18 protein-coding genes and 1 tRNA gene are annotated in these 17643 nt (G+C 46.7%); 1 reads left to right on the plus strand and 18 read right to left on the minus strand.

Annotated elements, in window-relative coordinates:
* Positions 1-15: 15 nt before the first annotated feature.
* Positions 16-579, minus strand: a complete 564-nt coding sequence (locus tag AC0QUU_RS13480) for an HD domain-containing protein (RefSeq protein WP_474543409.1) — start codon at positions 577-579, stop codon at positions 16-18.
* 283 nt (positions 580-862) lie between these two features.
* On the opposite strand from AC0QUU_RS13480, the gene ymfI reads away from it, so the two are divergent.
* Positions 863-1594, plus strand: coding sequence for an elongation factor P 5-aminopentanone reductase (gene ymfI, locus AC0QUU_RS13485; protein WP_474543410.1), 732 nt, complete (start codon positions 863-865; stop codon positions 1592-1594).
* Positions 1595-1599: 5 nt separating this feature from the next.
* Here the strand turns inward: ymfI and hflX are convergent, their stop codons facing one another.
* From hflX to AC0QUU_RS13570, 17 genes are all read right to left on the minus strand, one after another.
* Complete coding sequence (hflX, locus tag AC0QUU_RS13490) at positions 1600-2859, minus strand: GTPase HflX (RefSeq protein ID WP_474543411.1); 1260 nt, start codon at positions 2857-2859, stop codon at positions 1600-1602.
* Between the two features lie 46 nt (positions 2860-2905).
* Entirely contained in the window at positions 2906-3457 is a 552-nt protein-coding gene (locus AC0QUU_RS13495; RefSeq protein ID WP_474543412.1) for a tetratricopeptide repeat protein, read from the minus strand.
* 14 nt (positions 3458-3471) lie between these two features.
* Positions 3472-5328 carry a heavy metal translocating P-type ATPase gene (locus tag AC0QUU_RS13500; protein ID WP_474543413.1) on the minus strand — a complete coding sequence of 619 codons (1857 nt, stop codon included), beginning with the start codon at positions 5326-5328 and terminating at the stop codon, positions 3472-3474.
* Positions 5329-5399: 71 nt separating this feature from the next.
* Positions 5400-5759, minus strand: coding sequence for an ArsR/SmtB family transcription factor (locus tag AC0QUU_RS13505; protein WP_474543414.1), 360 nt, complete (start codon positions 5757-5759; stop codon positions 5400-5402).
* 80 nt (positions 5760-5839) lie between these two features.
* Complete coding sequence (locus tag AC0QUU_RS13510) at positions 5840-6586, minus strand: GTP pyrophosphokinase (RefSeq protein WP_474543415.1); 747 nt, start codon at positions 6584-6586, stop codon at positions 5840-5842.
* A 120-nt stretch (positions 6587-6706) separates the two neighbouring features.
* Entirely contained in the window at positions 6707-6973 is a 267-nt protein-coding gene (locus tag AC0QUU_RS13515) for a hypothetical protein (RefSeq protein WP_474543416.1), read from the minus strand.
* A gap of 79 nt (positions 6974-7052) precedes the next feature.
* Positions 7053-7123, minus strand: a tRNA-Gly gene (locus AC0QUU_RS13520).
* 51 nt (positions 7124-7174) lie between these two features.
* Positions 7175-7843 (minus strand): uracil-DNA glycosylase, encoded by a 669-nt coding sequence (locus tag AC0QUU_RS13525; RefSeq protein ID WP_474543417.1) that lies wholly within the window; start codon positions 7841-7843, stop codon positions 7175-7177.
* A gap of 98 nt (positions 7844-7941) precedes the next feature.
* Positions 7942-8703 carry an imidazole glycerol phosphate synthase subunit HisF gene (gene hisF / locus AC0QUU_RS13530; protein ID WP_474543418.1) on the minus strand — a complete coding sequence of 254 codons (762 nt, stop codon included), beginning with the start codon at positions 8701-8703 and terminating at the stop codon, positions 7942-7944.
* A 28-nt stretch (positions 8704-8731) separates the two neighbouring features.
* Positions 8732-9337 (minus strand): imidazole glycerol phosphate synthase subunit HisH, encoded by a 606-nt coding sequence (gene hisH / locus AC0QUU_RS13535; protein ID WP_474543419.1) that lies wholly within the window; start codon positions 9335-9337, stop codon positions 8732-8734.
* Positions 9338-9372: 35 nt separating this feature from the next.
* Entirely contained in the window at positions 9373-10776 is a 1404-nt protein-coding gene (locus tag AC0QUU_RS13540; RefSeq protein ID WP_474543420.1) for an alanine/glycine:cation symporter family protein, read from the minus strand.
* A gap of 255 nt (positions 10777-11031) precedes the next feature.
* Positions 11032-12567, minus strand: coding sequence for a sensor histidine kinase (locus AC0QUU_RS13545; RefSeq protein ID WP_474543421.1), 1536 nt, complete (start codon positions 12565-12567; stop codon positions 11032-11034).
* Positions 12564-13244, minus strand: coding sequence for a response regulator transcription factor (locus AC0QUU_RS13550; RefSeq protein ID WP_474543422.1), 681 nt, complete (start codon positions 13242-13244; stop codon positions 12564-12566). The genes AC0QUU_RS13545 and AC0QUU_RS13550 overlap by 4 nt, the downstream gene beginning before the upstream one ends.
* A 1266-nt stretch (positions 13245-14510) precedes the next feature.
* Positions 14511-15662, minus strand: coding sequence for an IS91 family transposase (locus tag AC0QUU_RS13555; protein ID WP_474543423.1), 1152 nt, complete (start codon positions 15660-15662; stop codon positions 14511-14513).
* Positions 15655-16506 carry a tyrosine-type recombinase/integrase gene (locus AC0QUU_RS13560; protein ID WP_195196773.1) on the minus strand — a complete coding sequence of 284 codons (852 nt, stop codon included), beginning with the start codon at positions 16504-16506 and terminating at the stop codon, positions 15655-15657. The genes AC0QUU_RS13555 and AC0QUU_RS13560 overlap by 8 nt, the downstream gene beginning before the upstream one ends.
* Before the next feature lie 274 nt (positions 16507-16780).
* Positions 16781-17077, minus strand: a complete 297-nt coding sequence (locus AC0QUU_RS13565; protein WP_474543424.1) for a hypothetical protein — start codon at positions 17075-17077, stop codon at positions 16781-16783.
* Positions 17078-17097: 20 nt separating this feature from the next.
* The gene (locus tag AC0QUU_RS13570) at positions 17098-17637 is read right to left on the minus strand and encodes a helix-turn-helix transcriptional regulator (protein ID WP_474543425.1); all 540 of its coding nucleotides are present in this window, start codon (positions 17635-17637) and stop codon (positions 17098-17100) included.
* Positions 17638-17643: the final 6 nt, after the last annotated feature.

Below are 17643 nucleotides of genomic sequence, written 5' to 3' on the forward strand. Positions count from 1 at the left end.
AAATGGCCGTCACGTTTACATCCAGTCTCTGTGAGCAGGCCCGGAGCCGAAATTCTTATCAACAAGACGACAGTACTCTTCGTAAGCCGGCACACCGGAGAAATTCTCCGCAAGTACATCACGGATCTCCTTATAATACCAGGCCAGCGCTTCTTTGCTCTGCATACGGAATCTGGTCCAGAGCTGTTCCCCTGCCGCCGGATAGTCCCGGTCAATGTCACGCATATTGGAAAGCTTGTCTGCCAGACCAATCATCTGAACCGGAAGAGACGCACTCTTCAGCCTCTGAATCGTAGCCCCTTTCCGTTCCTCCCAGGACTGAGACTTATCCTCGCTTTCCTGCATAACCATATCGGCCACCCGGTCTCCGAATCTGAGCTTAAGCACATCTTTTGTAATGCCCCGGCAGTCCTCAATCGTATCATGAAGCACTGCCGCACAGATTACTTCCTCATCTTTTGTCATCGTTGATACAATATCCGCCACCTCGATCGGATGGACGATATAGGGACGGCGTGTTCCTTTGCGGAACTGTCCTTCATGAGCCTTTGTTGCAAATTCTATTGCATCATCCAGCATAGTTTTACCTCCGTTCAACTGCGCCGTGTCTCTGAGACACGTAATTTGTACGGGTTATGTATAAAATATGTAAAATTTCCATTAAGATACTGTAATTATAGCAATCAATTCATGGAAAAACAATGTAACCTTTGCCTATTTTTTCATTCCTTCCAACGGGAATCCATGATATATTAGACATAAAATGTGTCTCCTCCGCACTAATCGGCAGAACCGCTGCCAGCGGTCCGGAAACAGCCGCAGAGCATGACACAGTATCATTTATTATAACAGAGAGGTAATTATGCAAAAAAAATATGTTCTGATCACCGGAGCTTCCCGCGGCATCGGACGGGCATGCGCCCTTGCTTTTGCCGGCGCCGGATATCATGTATTTCTTAATTCCCGCCGGCCGGCCGAAGCGCTTTCCCTGCTCCGGGAAGAAATCCTGAAACAAGGCGGATCCTGCACCTGCGTTCCCGGCGATGTAAGCAGCGCCGCACAAGTCTCACAGATTTTTGAAATAATCCGCACTCACTGTCCGGCTCTGGATGTACTGGTAAATAACGCCGGCATTTCACATTTCGGGCTTTTAAGCGATATGAGTGATGAAGAATGGCAAAAGATTCTGAATACCAATCTTTCTTCGGCTTTTTACTGCTGCCGCGCCGCCATACCGGCCATGGTATCTGAAAAGTCCGGGCGGATCATCAATATTTCTTCCATATGGGGCGTCTCCGGGGCTTCCTGCGAAGCCGCCTACTCCGCTTCCAAAGCCGGACTGAACGGTCTTACAAAAGCCCTGGCAAAAGAGCTGGCTCCCAGCAATATCCAGGTCAATGCTCTGGCCTGCGGAGTTATCGACACGGCAATGAATGCCCGCCTTTCTCCTGAAGAAGCCAGAGATCTGGCCGATGAAATTCCAGCCGGAAGATTCGGGACTCCGGAAGAGACAGCCCGTCTCGTCCTTATGCTGGCGGAAGCTCCCTCCTATATGACCGGCCAGATTATCAGAATCGATGGCGGATTTCTTTGAATCTGTCACAGTTTCCCGTAAATTTCTCCGGGAACATATGCTTTAATACTGACTCCTTCCGGAAGATATTCTTCTGAGATCAGCTGTCCCCGGCTGCGGATCAACTGCAGCTTCCATGCTTCTTCAAAAGAATACAGCCGTTCAATATAGATCTGATCTCTGCGCAGGATTTCCAGAAGAGCTGCTTTCAGTTCTGCCAGCCCCTGCCCGGTTCTGGCAGATGTGCCAATGGAATAATCCGCCCTGAAATCTCTCTGGGGCGCCGGATCGTCAAGAAGATCCTGCTTGTTGAAAAGGGTTATCACCGGCTTGCCTTCGGCGCCCAGTTCGCGCAGAGTCTCATACACTACATGCATCTGTGTGTCCATATCCGGATTGGATGCATCTACCACATGAATAAGAATGTCTGCATATTTTGCTTCTTCCAGGGTGCTTTTAAATGCCTCCACAAGGTGATGGGGAAGCTTGCGGATAAAGCCCACAGTATCTGTAAGCAGAATCTCCTGGGTTTTGTCAAGTATCAGAGACCGGGTAGTTGTATCCAGAGTAGAAAAAAGCATAGCGTCCTCGGCGATTCCCGCATGGGTAAGGGCATTTTCAATACTGCTTTTTCCGGCGGAAGTATAGCCGACCAGGGCAGCTGTCTTTAATCCGGATCGGATCCTCTGATTCCGGATCAGCTCTCTGTGCTTTTCCACATCCTTCAGTTCCTGTTTCAGCCTGCTGATCCTTTCCCGGATTCTTCTCCTGTCCACCTCCAGTTTCTTTTCGCCGGGTCCTCTTGTGCCGATTCCGCCACCCAGACGGGACAGCGTTTTTCCCAGGCCTGACAGGCGGGACGCCCGATACCTCAGCTGTGCCAGTTCTACCTGGAGTTTTCCTTCCCCGGTCACAGCCCGGCCGGCAAATATATCAAGAATCAGAAGTGTCCGGTCCAGCACTTTACAGTCCAGTTCCTCCTCCAGATTTCCCAGCTGTGCGCTGGTCAGCTCATCATCACAGATAATTCCCGAAGCCTCTGTCTCCCAGAGAAGTTCCTTTAATTCCAGTATTTTCCCTTTTCCTATATATGTGCCCGGATGAGCAGACTCCCGTACCTGGATCATTTTTCCGGCCACTGCGGCCCCGGCAGTCCTGGCCAGATCTGCAAGTTCATTCAGAGACTGCTCCGCCGTTTTCTCTCCTCCTGTTGCAACTCCTACCAGAATCACCTTCTCGGTTTCTTTTCCCGCTTCATTCTGTACTGTTTGATCTGTATTCTGCATAATTCCTCCTTGAAAGAGATAATGAAACACGGCAGTGCAGAGCACACTACCGTGTTTCTAAAAATTCCGCCTCTTTTTCGACAGCCTCATCCCCCGGATACTCCTCCAGATACTGGGCCGCTTTCTGTTTTGCGCTTTCCCAGTCGGCAGTCCGCTCATAACAGATAATCTCATTATACCGCATCTCCCTGATCAGGTCAGTATCTGTCTCACTGCCGGATGCAGTGTCTGCCAGGGCAAGGCCGGACTGAAAATATTCCAACGCGCTTTCATAATCCGATACATTCATCGCACAGATTCCCATCAGGTTATAAATCTGCACCGTCTGTTCTCCGCCCTGGTCCAGCGCGGTCTGAAATGCCTCCAGAGCCGGGCTGTAATCTTCCATTTCATAATAAGCCATGCCAAGTCCTCTGTAGGCTTCCGCGATTTTATCCCCGTCTTCCTCCACGGCGGACTGGAAATAGTCCCGCGCTTCCTCATACTCTCCGTCTTCCAGAGCTCTGATCCCGTCGCTCAGCGCATTCGAGCACCCGCCCAGCAGACAGGCCGCCAGAATCACCGCTCCGATACCGGCTGTTTTTCCCTTTTTCATCATATTACATCACTCCTCTACTCCGGATATTTCATCATCCAGAAAGAATTCAAAATACTAATCAGCATAACACAGATCTCTGCGATAATCGCATTCTGCATTGTTATCAGTCCAAAAAACGCAAGCCCGATCAGAAGCACCTTCATGGCCGCAGCCAAAAACATATTCTGCTTTACAGCACGCATCGTTGCCCTTGAAATCCGTATCGCATTGATAATCCTGGATGGCTCGTCTTCCATTAATATGATATCAGCCGCCTCCAGCGCAGCGTCTGCGCCCAGGCCGCCCATGGCGATCCCCACATCCGAGAGCGCAAGCACCGGCGCGTCATTGATCCCGTCTCCAACAAAAGCCAGTTTCTCGCCCTCCATCTCACTTTCCCGGAACTCTTCCAGCTGCTCTACTTTATCCTCCGGCATAAGCTCTGCATAAACACTTTCTATTTTCAGCTTTGCCGCCACGTTTTCGGCCACCGCCTCATTGTCTCCTGTCAGCATAACGACCGCCAGCTGCCTTCTGTGAAGCCAGCGGATCAGCCTTCCCGCATCCTTTCTTATTGTATCGGAAATAAGGATGTGTCCGGCATATTCTTTCTCTACAGCCACATGGACTGCCGCGCCCGGTTCCGGAACCAGATGGCAGAATACGCCCTGCCGATTCATCAGTCTGCTGTTTCCGATAAAAATCCGCCGTCCGTCCACTACGGCGCAAAGCCCCAGCCCCGGATACTCTGTCACTTCTCCCACCCGGGACTTATCCGGTTCTCTTCCGTATGTTTTCCGAAGAGATACCGCAATCGGATGCGAAGAGTAAGTTTCCGCCAGTGCGGCAAGCTCCAGCAGTTCTTTCTCTGTCATCTTATAAGGGACAATCTCCTGCACATGGAAAACACCTTCTGTCAGTGTTCCCGTTTTATCAAAAACAAATGTATCGACCCGGGTCAGAGTTTCAATACAGCTGCTGCCTTTGATCAGGACTCCTTGTCCGGCGGCTGCTCCAATTCCGCCGAGAAATGCCATCGGAATAGACACAAGCAGACCGGAAGGACAGGCTGCCACCAGAATAATCATTCCCCGGAATATCCATTCTTCTTTTGCCTCCATAAATATCATAGGCGGCAGAATGCAGGTGAGCAGCGCAATGAGAATAGCGACAGGCGTATAATATCTGGCAAATTTGTCTGCAAGCCGCACACTCTCCGCTTTCTTTTCATTCGCGTTTTCTACCAGTCTCATTATTTTGGAAGCAACAGAATCATTATATACTTTTACAACTCTGGCTTCCAGCACGCCATTTAAATTGATAGCTCCGCTGTATATCCGGTCTCCCACTTTCACCGTTCTGGGGGTAGATTCGCCGGTCAGCGCCTTCATATCGATCGTTCCCGTTCCCATTGTCACAACCGCGTCTACCGGAATCTTTTCCCCCGGTTTCAGCACAATAATCTGTTTAGGCTTAAGATCCTGAGGTTCTACCACTCTCTCCCTGCCGGCTTCTTTCAGGTTGGCGTATTCCGGTCTGATATCTATAAATCTGGCTATAGACTTTTTGGTCTGACTTAAAGACAGCTCCTCCACCAGTTTTCCAGCCTGATAAAGCAGCATAGCCCCACCCGCCTCTTTCGGCCTTTCCACGGCAAAAGCTCCGCAGGTAGCCACAATAATTAATAAATTCTCGTCAAAAAATTTTAAACTTGTTAATCTCTTTATTTCATCCAGATATGTTGTCGCGGACAAGATAATATACGGCACCAGAAACAGTACTGTTGTTGATGCCTTTCCCGTATTCCCGTAAAAAGATACTGCCCAGACAATAATATATGTAAGCAGACCCAAGCCGATTTCAATGCCCTTCCGCTTTGCTCTTTCCGTCATAACTTTTTCCCAGCTTTTCCTTTTGAGCTTTTCGCCCTGATTTTATCTTCCGTACTATTTCCCGCACATTTTTATTCCCGGATGTGCTCCATCCCCTGGTTTACGATGGTCTTAATATGACCGTCTGCCAGTGAATAAAATACTGTTTTTCCCTCCCGCCTGTTTGTTACCAGCTTCATCTGCTTAAGCATTCTGAGCTGATGGGAAATGGCTGACTGCGTCATATTCAGCGTCTGCGCGAGATCACAGACACACATCTCTGACTGGAGCAGGACGCAGAGTATTTTAATTCTTGTAACATCCCCGAACACTTTGAAAAATCCTGCGAGCTCGGTCAGTTCTTCCTCTGCCGGGAGACAGCTTTTCACCTTATCCACTGTATCTTTGTGAACATGGATATAATCGCAATGTTCGACTTCTATTCTCTCCATGTATCATTTCTCCCTTCAAATATCTAGTATAACGAAAAGAGACGAAAGCATCAATATCTTTCGCCTCTTTTTGTTCGTATTCACTTTTCTTCTCCGGCATAATTCAGAGATTTCTGTTCCGGCCCTGAACCGATCACATTGTTCAGCACATCATTCATATTATCCCGATTGGCCTGATGCTCTATACATTCCTGTATCGCCTCATTCAGAGAAAGCATCTTTTCATCCAGTTCAGATACCATTTTTGCACAATCTCTCAAATCACGGCTGATATATTCCGGAGCATTTCCCTCAAATTTATAATAAATCTTATGCTCCAGGCTTGCCCAGAAATCCATTGCAATGGTACGAATCTGGATTTCAACCTTTGTATCTACCACGCTGTCCGACAGAAAAATCGGTACGGACACCAGCATATGGTAACTTTTATAGCCGCTCTCCTTCGGATTTCTGATATAATCCTTAATGGAAAGCACTTTCAGGTCGCTCTGATTTCCTATCATTTCAGCCAGCCGGTAAATGTCGGATGTGAAAGAACAAATCACTCTTACGCCTGCAATATCGTTCACATATCTGACCATATTTTCAATCGAGGTCTCATATCCATACCGCTTCAGCTTTTTTACAATGCTCTCCGGCGTCTTAATCCTGGTCTTGATATGCTCGATAGGATTATACTTGTGCACATGTTGAAACTCTTCATTGAGAATCTCCAGCTTTGTGCCTACTTCTTTTAAGGCTGCATTATAAAGAAATATCACAGTCTTCCAGCTGTCGACATCCTCGTAACTTTTCAATGCGGCCTCAACCTGCTGTTCTCCTTTCATCGCGGACATCCCCCATTGGTTGTTATGTTAGTCCATAGTATACCATATTTTGTGTCTCCTGTCACAGAGTTCACTCTTTTTTTAGAGGTTTTTAATTTTTGAAAACAATCACAATTCCGGTCAGTCCTCTTCTATAACCTGTATTTCCAGATAATCAAAGTCAATCATATCCACAAAATTATCCTGATAAAATCTTGCTTTTGCATGTCGTTTGAATTCGTCAATTGTAGCGTCAAGCCAGATCGGCTTGCTCAGATCAAATGCATAGCAGACTTCATCCAGCGCGCGGAATATTTTATGTGTCCGGGTATCCTCTGCCTCTTCGCAGACCACCATATCCCGGAGCATTCTGTTGTCCTTAAACTCTTTTGCCCATAAACGAAACATATCTTTCCCTCCACGTATTCTGTACGGTAAAAGAAAAAACCGGAAACACTGTTCCTGCAGTACTCCCGGTTTGATTTTAAGCAGATGACGGGAATCGAACCCGCCTTCCCAGCTTGGGAAGCTGGTGTTCTACCGATGAACTACATCTGCGCTTGCCATGGTATGAATTATAACGCTGATCCGGCAAAAATGCAACTGTTTTCAGTCAATCTGCCAGTCAATCGGCTCCACGCCGTGGCTCTGTAAAAACTGGTTTGTCCGGCTGAAAGGTCTGCTCCCGAAAAATCCTCTGTATGCAGACAGGGGACTCGGATGAGGCGCAGTGAGAATCAGATGATTCGGATTAGTCAACATCGCCTGCTTTCTCTGTGCCGGGCTTCCCCAGAGGATAAATACAATCGGACGGTCCTGACTGTTCAGCGCCATAATCGCCGCATCCGTAAATTCCTCCCAGCCGATTCCTCTGTGGGAATTCGCCTGATGCGCCCTGACAGTAAGCACCGTATTAAGCAGAAGCACGCCCTGCTGAGCCCATTTCGTCAGGCAGCCGTGATTCGGGATCGTACAGCCCAGATCATCGTGCAGCTCCTGATAAATGTTCACAAGTGACGGCGGAATCTCTACGCCTTTCTGTACAGAAAAACACAGACCATGGGCCTGTCTGTGATTGTGATAGGGATCCTGCCCCAGGATCACCACCTTAACTTCCTTGAGTGGCGTAAGATGAAATGCATTAAAAATATCATCTGCAGGTGGAAAAATCAAATGTGTACTATATTCCTGTTTCACAGTTTCAAACAGTTTCCTGTAATATGGTTTTGAGAACTCTCCTTTTAACGCTTCATACCAGTCGCCATTTAAGCCGGCCATATCCCTACTCCTCCGCAAATTATCTGAATAATATCCCCAAAGGGGACAGACCCCTTTGGGAAAAATTGTGTGAATATTTTTTCTAAACAGAGCTGTACTTACAGACGGACACTTACGCCTTCCCGAAGAAGGTATTCTTTTACCTCCCGGATTTCCAGCTCTTTATAGTGGAACAGAGACGCGGCCAGAGCCGCGTCTGCTTTCCCCACAGTCAGCGCCTCTTTAAAATGCTCCAGTGTTCCGGCACCGCCGGAAGCAATAACCGGAATGGAAACACTTCCGGCAATAGCCCGGGTCAGCTCCAGATCATACCCTGCCTTTGTACCGTCCCCGTCCATACTGGTCAGAAGGATCTCCCCGGCTCCCAGAGCCTCTGCCTTTACAGCCCACTCTACCGCGTCAATCCCCACGTCAATCCGGCCGCCGTTTTTGTAGATGTTCCAGCCCGAGCCGTCCTCCCTGCGCTTTGCGTCAATAGCTACGACTACACACTGACTGCCGAATTTATCTGCCGCATCGCTTATAAGACGCGGATTATTTATGGCCGAAGAATTTACAGATACTTTATCTGCGCCTTCTCTTAATATTGCGCGGAAATCATCTACTGTTCGTATTCCTCCGCCTACAGTAAATGGAATAAATACACATTCGGCCACTTTTCTTACCATATCCGTCACGGTTTCCCTGTTATCTGACGAAGCAGTAATATCCAGGAAAACCAGCTCGTCTGCGCCTGCCTTATCATACGCCTTTGCTATCTCCACCGGGTCGCCGGCATCCTGTAAATCAACAAAATTTACTCCTTTTACAACCCTTCCCGCATTGACATCCAGACAAGGGATAATTCTTTTGGTAAACATAACTGTCCGTCTCCTTTCACGGCTGCTCTTACAGTTCCACAAAATTTTTCAGAATATGAAGTCCTACATCGCTGCTCTTTTCCGGATGGAACTGACAGGCAAATACATTATCCTTCTCTACCGAAGCATGAATATGGACCCCGTACTCTGTGGACGCTTTTACAATGGATTCATCTCCGGCCTTCAGGTAATAGGAGTGTACGAAATACACATATGCATTTTCTTCTATTCCCCGGAACAGTCTTCCATTATTTTCAAGATGAAGTGAATTCCATCCCATATGCGGGATCTTCAGTCCTTCCTTTTCCGGTATACGCAGAATTTCTCCTTTCAGTATGCCAAGGCCTTCCGCGCCGGGTGCCTCGTCGCTCCGTTCAAAAAGTAGCTGAAGTCCAAGACAGATTCCCAGAAATGGTGTACCGTTTTCTGCCACCTTGCGCAGCACTTTATCCAGTCCTCTGCCACGGATTGTATCCATGGCATCGCCGAATGCTCCCACTCCGGGAAGGATGACTTTATCCGCTCTCAGAATTTCTTCGCTGTCTCCGGTCACAAGAGCTTCCCGGCCCAGAAAATGGAGTGCTTTCTCCACACTTTTTATATTGCCTGCATCATAGTCAACGATCGCTATCATTTTTTTACTCCTTTCCGGATATGTGAATCTGTCCTCTATTTCTTCCCTACGCCGGTCTCTACAACAGGAACCTGAGCGTCGTCTACCGCATCCAGATTATGTATATATTTTCTTGTCTCTTTTACAATAACCGGGGATAGCAGCAGCACTGCGATCAGGTTCGGTATTGCCATCAGAGCATTCAGAATATCCGCAATCTTCCATACAAGATCAAGAGCAAGCACAGGAGCAATCAGCGCAACCGCAATATAAAGAACTCTGTACGGAATCAGGCCCTTTTTTCCGGAAAAATACTCTACACAGCGCTCTCCGTAATAAGCCCAGCCAAGGATGGTAGAATAAGCAAAAGTTATGATGCCGACAACAAGGATAAACGGTCCTAAATAGGGAATCTGCCCAAATGCTGCCGTTGTCAGATCTCCGCCGTCTGATGTCATATTCATTGTAATTTCTGTGTTCTTCATCATAGTAGACACAAGTACCAGACCGGTCATCAGGCAGACCACTACTGTGTCCCAGAAAGTTCCCGTTGAAGATACAAGTGCCTGGCGCACCGGGTTTCTTGTCTTGGCCGCTGCAGCCGCAATAGGCGCAGATCCCATCCCTGATTCATTGGAGAACAGGCCTCTTGCTACTCCGTACTGAATAGCATAGCGAATACCGCCGCCTACAAATCCGCCTATAACCGCCTGTTCATTAGAAAATGCTGACTGACAGATCTTGACAATAGCCGGAAATACAAAGTCATGATTGATCGCAAGAATGATAATACAGCCCAGCACATAAAATGCCGCCATAAAGGGAACCAGTTTCTCACATACGCTTGCGATACTCTTAATACCGCCGAAGATAACAAATGCCGTCAGAACGGCAATTACTACGCCCACTATCCACGGTTCAATTCCCAGATTATTATTGCACACCTCGGCAATAGCGTTTACCTGTGTGGCACAGCCGATACCGAAAGACGCGCATCCCGCAAACACTGCAAAAATCATGCCCAGCCATTTCATATTCAGGCCGCGCTCAAGCGCATACATCGCGCCGCCCTGCATACGGCCGTCCGCAGTTTTTACACGGTATTTTACGGCAATCAGGGACTCCGCATACTTTGTGGCAATACCAAACACACCGGTCAGCCAGCACCACAGAACTGCTCCCGGTCCGCCAAGCGCAACAGCAGTTCCTACGCCAATAATATTTCCGGTTCCGATTGTAGATGCCAGAGCAGTTGCAAGAGCGCCGAACTGGCTGACCTCACCGTCTGCTCCTTCTTCCTTTGAAACGGAAAACGGAATTCCTTTTGTAATTGTCTTGCGTTGAATAAAACCTGTGCGGATTGTAAGAAACACATGCGTTCCCAGAAGGAGCGCAATCATTCCCCACCCCCAGACAAAATCGTCTACAGATGCAACTGCATTATAAATCTGCTCATACATTAAGTTTCCCTCCTGTTTCTCTCATTGATAACAGCCCGCGGCAGGCCGGCTGTACTGTTTCCCCACTGCTGCAATTATTATGCCTTCCGCACAGCAAACTGTTATAACAGATGAGGCATACGCAATACCGACTGTTGCCAGTTGGCATACCGTATGCCTCAAAATATTTTATATTAACAAAAGTTATTTTACCGCATTTTTAGTGTGATGTAAAGCCGTAATTTCATCACTTTACCTTGGCATAATTTTGCCGCTTTACTCTGTCAACGTGCCGGGTCCGGCAAGCAACTTTGTTTCTCCGCTGTCTTCCTGTATGTTCTGCGCATCCAGTTCAAACCAGAATTCCACGCCATTATCAAAATTTTTCACACCATAGCGCTGGTGGAAAGACTCCATGATCGCCTTTACAATAGAAAGTCCGATTCCGTTTCCTCCGTATTCTCTTGTATGCGCTTTATCAACCTTATAGAACTTATCCCAGAGTTTCGGCAGGTCCTCTTCCGGTATCGGCTTCCCGCTGTTAAACACTGACACCCTTACTTTACCGTTGTCTTTGCATATTTTTACTTCGATGCGTTTTTCATTTTCCACATGATGGATGGCGTTGGTCAGATAATTTCTCACAACCTGCTCCGTTTTAAACTCATCTGCCCATACATGAATCAGATCATCAGACACAAAATTCACTTCCGCTTCCGCCTGCTGGATCAGGATTTCGCAGCTGGCCACTACGCCCCGGACAAGCCGCACGATGTCAAACCGCTCAAACACCACTTCATCCGAGCCAAATTCCAGCTGATTCAGCGTCAGCAGATTTTTGACCATCTGATTCATCTTGCCGGCCTCATCCATAATAACATCACAGTAGAATTCCCGGCTTTCGGCATCGTCATTGACATCTTCCTTCAGGCCTTCCGCATATCCCTGAATCAGCGCAATCGGCGTCTTCAGTTCATGAGAAACGTTGCCGAGGAATTCATTCCTCATATCTTCCATTTTTTCCTTCTGTTCAATATCCTTCTTCAGCTCATTGTTGGCTCCCTTCAGTTCGGAAACCGTTTTTTCAAGCTGTGCGGACATTTTATTGAAGTTTTCGCCAAGAATGCCTATTTCGTCACTGCCGCCCCGGGTATATCTGGCATCAAAATTCAGATTTGCCATTTCCTTTGACAAATCTGCCAGCTCCATAATCGGCTTCGTTATCTTCCTTGAGAAAAACCAGACAAGCGCCCCGCCAAAGATAATGCCGATCACTCCAAGATAAATCAGAAAACGGTTTGCAAGAGCCGCGCTCTCCCGAATACTCTCGAGAGGGCTCTGCATCATAAAGAAAGAGCTGTCTGAAAAATATCCGTACATCTTCAGATATTCTGTGCTGCCCTGCCAGTCAGATGTACGGTATAGAATATAGTCATCTGTCTGCTGCATTACATATCCCGGAACAGAATCATTTTCCACAATATTCTGAAAATCGGCCAGCATCTGCAGAAGACGGGGATCCTGATCACTGATGGTAGAAAACGCGCTTTCCCCCCTGCTGTCTATTACGATTAAATCAATATTCATTTTTTCTACCTGATACAGAATTTTATGCTGGACATCATCATCCCTGAAGGTATCTTTTTGAAGAGCCTGATCCACATCTTTGTAAGTGTCCAGAAGGTCTTTTGTTTTATAGGAAAAATAATACCGCTCAAGAAATCCCATATTCACTACAAACAGAGTTCCCAGGATAAAAACGAGCACACAGATAAAAATAACTGTTATCTGTCTCCGGATTGAATGTTTCATTCTTCCACCTCAAATTTATAGCCCATGCCCCAGATTGTCTTTATATACTCGCCCTTATCTCCCAGTTTGCTTCTCAGTTTCTTTACATGAGTATCAATGGTACGTGCATCTCCGAAGTAATCATAATTCCATACATTATTCAATATTTTTTCTCTGGACAGCGCAATTCCCTGGTTCTCTATAAAATACGCCAGAAGCTCAAATTCCTTATAGCTGAGATCAACAGATTTCCCGTCTATTTTTACGATATGGGCTGCTTTGTCAATAACAATCCCGCCTGCAGACATCACGTCTTCTCCCTCTGTTCCAAGCGTTCTTCTCAGGATCGCATTCACTCTGGCCACAAGGATTTTCGGACTGAACGGCTTTGAAATATATTCGTCTACCCCCAGTTCAAACCCCTGAAGTTCATCCCGTTCCTCAGACCGGGCCGTCAACATGATTACCGGAACTTTTGATGATTCCCGGATCTCCCGGCACACCTGCCAGCCGTCCATCCTGGGCATCATTACGTCCAGAATAATCATTGCAATATCTTTGTCTTCGTAAAAAATATCCATCGCTTCCACGCCGTCTGCCGCTTCCAGAACAGTATATCCTTCTCTGCTCAGAAAGTCCTTTACCAGCTTGCGCATCCTGCTCTCATCATCCACAACAAGAATTTTCACCTTTTCCATCACGGATCCTCACTTTCTGTTTCTGCTGTATATTCAGTCTTTTCCGGCTGTTCCATTCATTCTTATTCTATCCTATATCCTAGCAGGAAAGTATGTCAATCCTGTGAACTTAAGATAGATTCGGATTTGTCGAAGGGAATTTCCGGACAGCAGACACAAACCGGAAGGGAAGGAAGTTTTTATAAGACGGATTCAGAAGAGGGGGACAGGAAATTCTGATTCCGTTCCATGAGTTAAGATAAATAGAAGACCGGGAATCAGCTAAAAGCAGGATTTACGGCGGGCTAACTCGCATGCGCTCGGACAAAGCCCGCCGCAGATCCTGACGCTGATTCCCGGTCTTCTATTTATCTAAACTCATTTCAGAGTCATCAGAATTTCCTGTCCCCCTCTTCTGAAAGGCGCATCCAAAAACTCTCCGGACTTCCGTTTTTCTCTTACTCAGTCCGGAATTTTCCTTCGCAAATCCTCATAAACCAAAAAAGAAAGGGGTGCTTTAACGGCGGAGACGGCAGGTGATCCAGGCAGTAGTGATGCTTTAGATCCGGGCAACTGCAGTCGGAACAGCCATCACTTCCGAATATCAGCACAGTGCAATATTTACCAGTAAAGTTCCCCTGATTCTTCCCTTTATGAGGAATTGCGAAAGGTACTTCTGCATTGGGAAAAAGCAGAAATATTCAGGAACTTCTTGCGGATAGAATACACAGGAGATACGGGATGCGGGATCCTTGTGACTCGGAGGAATCTGTCAGAAAAACAAAGGATCTGATGTCTGATGTTAAGGCCTGAGATGAATCTGCCCGAACGCAGTGAGTTTTCATCTCAGGCCTTGCTTTTAATCAGATTTCAGATCCTTTATTTTTCTCAGATTCCGGAGTGGAACAAGGATCCCGCATCCCGTATCTCCGTCCCGTTCTATCCAGGAAATTCTGAATTTTTTTCGGTATTTCTTAATTCAAGTTCCCTTCGACAAATTCGTTAGGTTAGAATCGATGATGGTGTAAACGAAAAAGCAGTTTATAAACTTTACAGTAAACTGCCCCTTCGTTTGCACCATTTTCGATTTGACCTAATTGAACAAAGTAAGCGGCCGGGCAACCAGTCTCTATGGATTTTTAATCTTTTGCTTCTGACGCTGATTATACCAGGGCGCTAGAAAAGATTCCTTTTCTGAATCTACAGTAATTAGCCATTTTCTGATTAATGGGCACAACAACAAAACCTCAAACGTTGAGGCTGAAAAAATATGAAAGAATGATATACTTAACACCTTTGAGGAATTTTAAGCTGTGGTTTCCCCATGCGTCCACCGCAGACTTTACATACGCAGATATTTATGCCATAAAGCAGCTCCAATACCTCTGGCATCTCTTTATTCTTTAGTCTGGAAAGATATTTCTTGCATCCGAGGAGATTTCGGCATAAAGTAAGCTTTTTACCTTTGCTGCGGGAGCAGAGCAGTCCATAATGCCGGATCCGGACAAATCCCTTTGGAGGAACATGCATCAAAAAACGCCGGATAAACTCAACTCCTGACAGAGTCAGATCTTTCCACTTCCCTTCATTCCGGTAATCCTTCACGGAAAAAGTTACGGTTTCTTCATCCACGCGGATGATCCGATGGTTGCTGACCGCAATGCGGTGGGTATATTTCCCGAGATATTTGATTACGGATTGGGCGCCATGAAATGTCTTTTTACAATAAGGAACCCATTCTGTACCATAACAGGCATCCAGCAGTTCCCTGAAGGCATAATGGTTACGGAATTTTTCGGCAGTACCATGAAAAACCAGCTTGCTCGCTTCCCATAGCTTTTTTAGTTCTTCCAGATATTTTCCACGAAATACTTTGGAAATGATCTGGACAGGAAGGAAGAAGCTTTCTCCGTTGTCTTTCCACTGATTGTCAGAAGTCAGGCCGCCACCAAGCAGAATGGCATGGATATGAGGATGAAAGTTCATCTCAGATCCCCATGTATGGAGAATGAAAATGTATCCAGCCTTTGCACCAAGATGTTTCGGATCTGCCGTCAGATCGCGGAGCGTTGCAGACGCTGCATAGTATAAGGCGTCATAAAGGAGCTTCTGGTTACTGTAAATGACCGGATTCAGAAGATCAGGGACAGTAAAAACCAGATGGAAATAGGGAGCATCCAGGACATCCTCCCTGCGGGCATCCATCCATTTTTCCTTCGGAACCGCCTGACACATGGGACAGCAGCGGTTGCGGCAGGAATTATAATGGATATGAACAGTACCGCAGTCTTCACAGATGCTGACATTTGCGCCATATGCCCCTGTTTTGCAGTTTATGATGTTCCGGGCCACTTTTGCCTGTTCGGGAGAAGGGGTATATTTCTCAAGATATGCAGGATAAAAGCGCTGAAAAATATCCTGTACTGTCGGTTTATTCATGACCGGCACCTTCTTTCCGGTCAAAGGGGCTCTGGATCCCCAGCAGAGATTTATTGCTGACATGAAGGTATATTTCTGTGGATTTGGGGTCACGATGTCCGAGCAGCGCCTGGATGTACTGACGTTCTACTCCCTGTTCCATCAGATGGGTGGCAAAGCTGTGACGCAGGCTGTGAGGTGTAGCTTTTACAGGAATCTTGGCGTCCGATACAGCCCGGCGCATCACCTTTTCCAGGGTACCCACGGACAGATAGCTGCCGGTAAACTGATTCGGGAACAGGATGCCGCGTGGCCTGCCCTTTGCAAACCAGTATTCTGTGAGGAGATCCAGACACCGTTGGGAAAGGATCGTATAACGGTCCATCCGGTTCTTCGTATCCCTCACATGGATCTGCATATTTGTACGGGAAATGTCATTATAATGCAGATGGATCACTTCGGAAACCCGCATTCCGGAAGCGTACATGGTTGCAAACATTGCTCTGTATTTAATGTCATCAACAGCTTCCAGCAGACGGTCAATCTCATCAGATGTAAGTACAGCAGGGAGTTTCCGCTCTATAATCATACGCGGGACAATAGTATCATCCCAAAGGATGTGCAGGACATTCCGGTAAAAAAAGTGGAGTGCAGAATTGTAAAGATTCAGAGTTGTCGATTTGAGTCCGCTGTCTTTTTTGGCAAGCAGGAAATCCCTGACGTCCTGGCAGGTAAGTTCTTTCGGGCATTTGCTGGTATAATTCAGGAAATAGGAAACGTAGTTTTTATAACAGTGAATGGAACGATCTTTGAGGTTGCGGATTTTTCCGGCTTCTTCAAGCTGTTCTATATATTTTTTATACATAATGAATCCTCCATATAAAATCAGTAGTAAATCAGGTACGCTGCTTTATATGGAGGTGCATTTGTGTCATAAAACCGCTTGCCAACCAGGCGGAGGAATGGTATTCTTTTCATAGGCAGTGGGGAGGCTCCTGTTTGATTGTTTGGTGTGGTAACTTAACAATACTACTATCAGGACTTACTTTCCACTGTTTTTGGTATAGAAAACAAAAAACGCTATGCGACAGCTTGCACAGGCCATCGCGTAGCGATTTTGTTCAATCCGAATTTTTTCTCTATAATTCACCGAGTTCGTTCACACTGCTGACATTGTCGATTCTGAATATTTTCAGCACTTTTTTCTTCTTCACAGTACACTCCAGCTCCAGCCATTCATCATCCACATCTCTGAGAATTCCGCTGACACTGAACATTACATCAAGGTTTATCATCGGTTCTTTTACAATAATCTCACAATTTTTTCCGATATATCCGGGGAGCAGCTTCTTCCACGGAAGCTGCGGGCTGTCCTTCTTTTTATCCTGCCTGTGTTCGTATACCAGATAGATAAGCAGCCCTGTAATGACAAACAAAAAAAATATGACGGTCTTTGTCATTCTTCTGTCACCTCCACCTGTATGCCTGATATAAGAGACAGATCTGCCAGTTTCGTTACCGTCTCTTTTCTGAAGATTGCCCCCTCCTTGCTGCGCTCATACCGGATCCGGATCCATTCTTCGTTCACATCTAGAATCGTTATACGGTTCGCTTCAGCCGGCGTTTCCAGAATCATATCCAGATCCTCGCTTTCCAGGCTGCATTTCCTGCCAATAAGTTTTTTCAATACATGCAGATCTTTATGTTCCTTTTCTCTGACTGCTATCTCAACATTATTTCCTGCAAGATCATCCAGGCTGATATGATAAATTCCGGCAAGCTCTGCAGCCTTGTCGAGGGACGGAGCGCCCTGTCCGCACTCCCAGTTTGATATGGTCTGTCTCGTCACAGAAAGCATATCTGCGATGTCCTTCTGACTGTAGCCGTGTTTCTTTCTGAGCATCGCAAGTTTCTCTCCCAGCATAAGTCCTGCTCCTTCCTCATATTTGTTTTCCTCAGAATAGCAGAAAGTACCCCTGTTTACCAGCAAATTCATTTGGAA

The organism is Mediterraneibacter sp. HA8405, from assembly GCF_056148955.1.

Bases quoted from the DNA above. Each gene is read 5' to 3' on its own strand.
- AC0QUU_RS13555 (WP_474543423.1), bottom strand. From the start codon at position 15,662: ATGAATAAACCGACAGTACAGGATATTTTTCAGCGCTTTTATCCTGCA.
- AC0QUU_RS13500 (WP_474543413.1), bottom strand. From the start codon at position 5,328: ATGACGGAAAGAGCAAAGCGGAAGGGCATTGAAATCGGCTTGGGTCTG.
- AC0QUU_RS13560 (WP_195196773.1), bottom strand. From the start codon at position 16,506: ATGTATAAAAAATATATAGAACAGCTTGAAGAAGCCGGAAAAATCCGC.
- hisF (WP_474543418.1), bottom strand. From the start codon at position 8,703: ATGTTTACCAAAAGAATTATCCCTTGTCTGGATGTCAATGCGGGAAGG.
- AC0QUU_RS13480 (WP_474543409.1), bottom strand. From the start codon at position 579: ATGCTGGATGATGCAATAGAATTTGCAACAAAGGCTCATGAAGGACAG.
- AC0QUU_RS13540 (WP_474543420.1), bottom strand. From the start codon at position 10,776: ATGTATGAGCAGATTTATAATGCAGTTGCATCTGTAGACGATTTTGTC.
- AC0QUU_RS13525 (WP_474543417.1), bottom strand. From the start codon at position 7,843: ATGGCCGGCTTAAATGGCGACTGGTATGAAGCGTTAAAAGGAGAGTTC.
- AC0QUU_RS13515 (WP_474543416.1), bottom strand. From the start codon at position 6,973: ATGTTTCGTTTATGGGCAAAAGAGTTTAAGGACAACAGAATGCTCCGG.
- hflX (WP_474543411.1), bottom strand. From the start codon at position 2,859: ATGCAGAATACAGATCAAACAGTACAGAATGAAGCGGGAAAAGAAACC.
- AC0QUU_RS13505 (WP_474543414.1), bottom strand. From the start codon at position 5,759: ATGGAGAGAATAGAAGTCGAACATTGCGATTATATCCATGTTCACAAA.
- AC0QUU_RS13510 (WP_474543415.1), bottom strand. From the start codon at position 6,586: ATGAAAGGAGAACAGCAGGTTGAGGCCGCATTGAAAAGTTACGAGGAT.
- hisH (WP_474543419.1), bottom strand. From the start codon at position 9,337: ATGATAGCGATCGTTGACTATGATGCAGGCAATATAAAAAGTGTGGAG.
- ymfI (WP_474543410.1), top strand. From the start codon at position 863: ATGCAAAAAAAATATGTTCTGATCACCGGAGCTTCCCGCGGCATCGGA.
- AC0QUU_RS13550 (WP_474543422.1), bottom strand. From the start codon at position 13,244: ATGGAAAAGGTGAAAATTCTTGTTGTGGATGATGAGAGCAGGATGCGC.
- AC0QUU_RS13545 (WP_474543421.1), bottom strand. From the start codon at position 12,567: ATGAAACATTCAATCCGGAGACAGATAACAGTTATTTTTATCTGTGTG.
- AC0QUU_RS13570 (WP_474543425.1), bottom strand. From the start codon at position 17,637: ATGAATTTGCTGGTAAACAGGGGTACTTTCTGCTATTCTGAGGAAAAC.
- AC0QUU_RS13495 (WP_474543412.1), bottom strand. From the start codon at position 3,457: ATGATGAAAAAGGGAAAAACAGCCGGTATCGGAGCGGTGATTCTGGCG.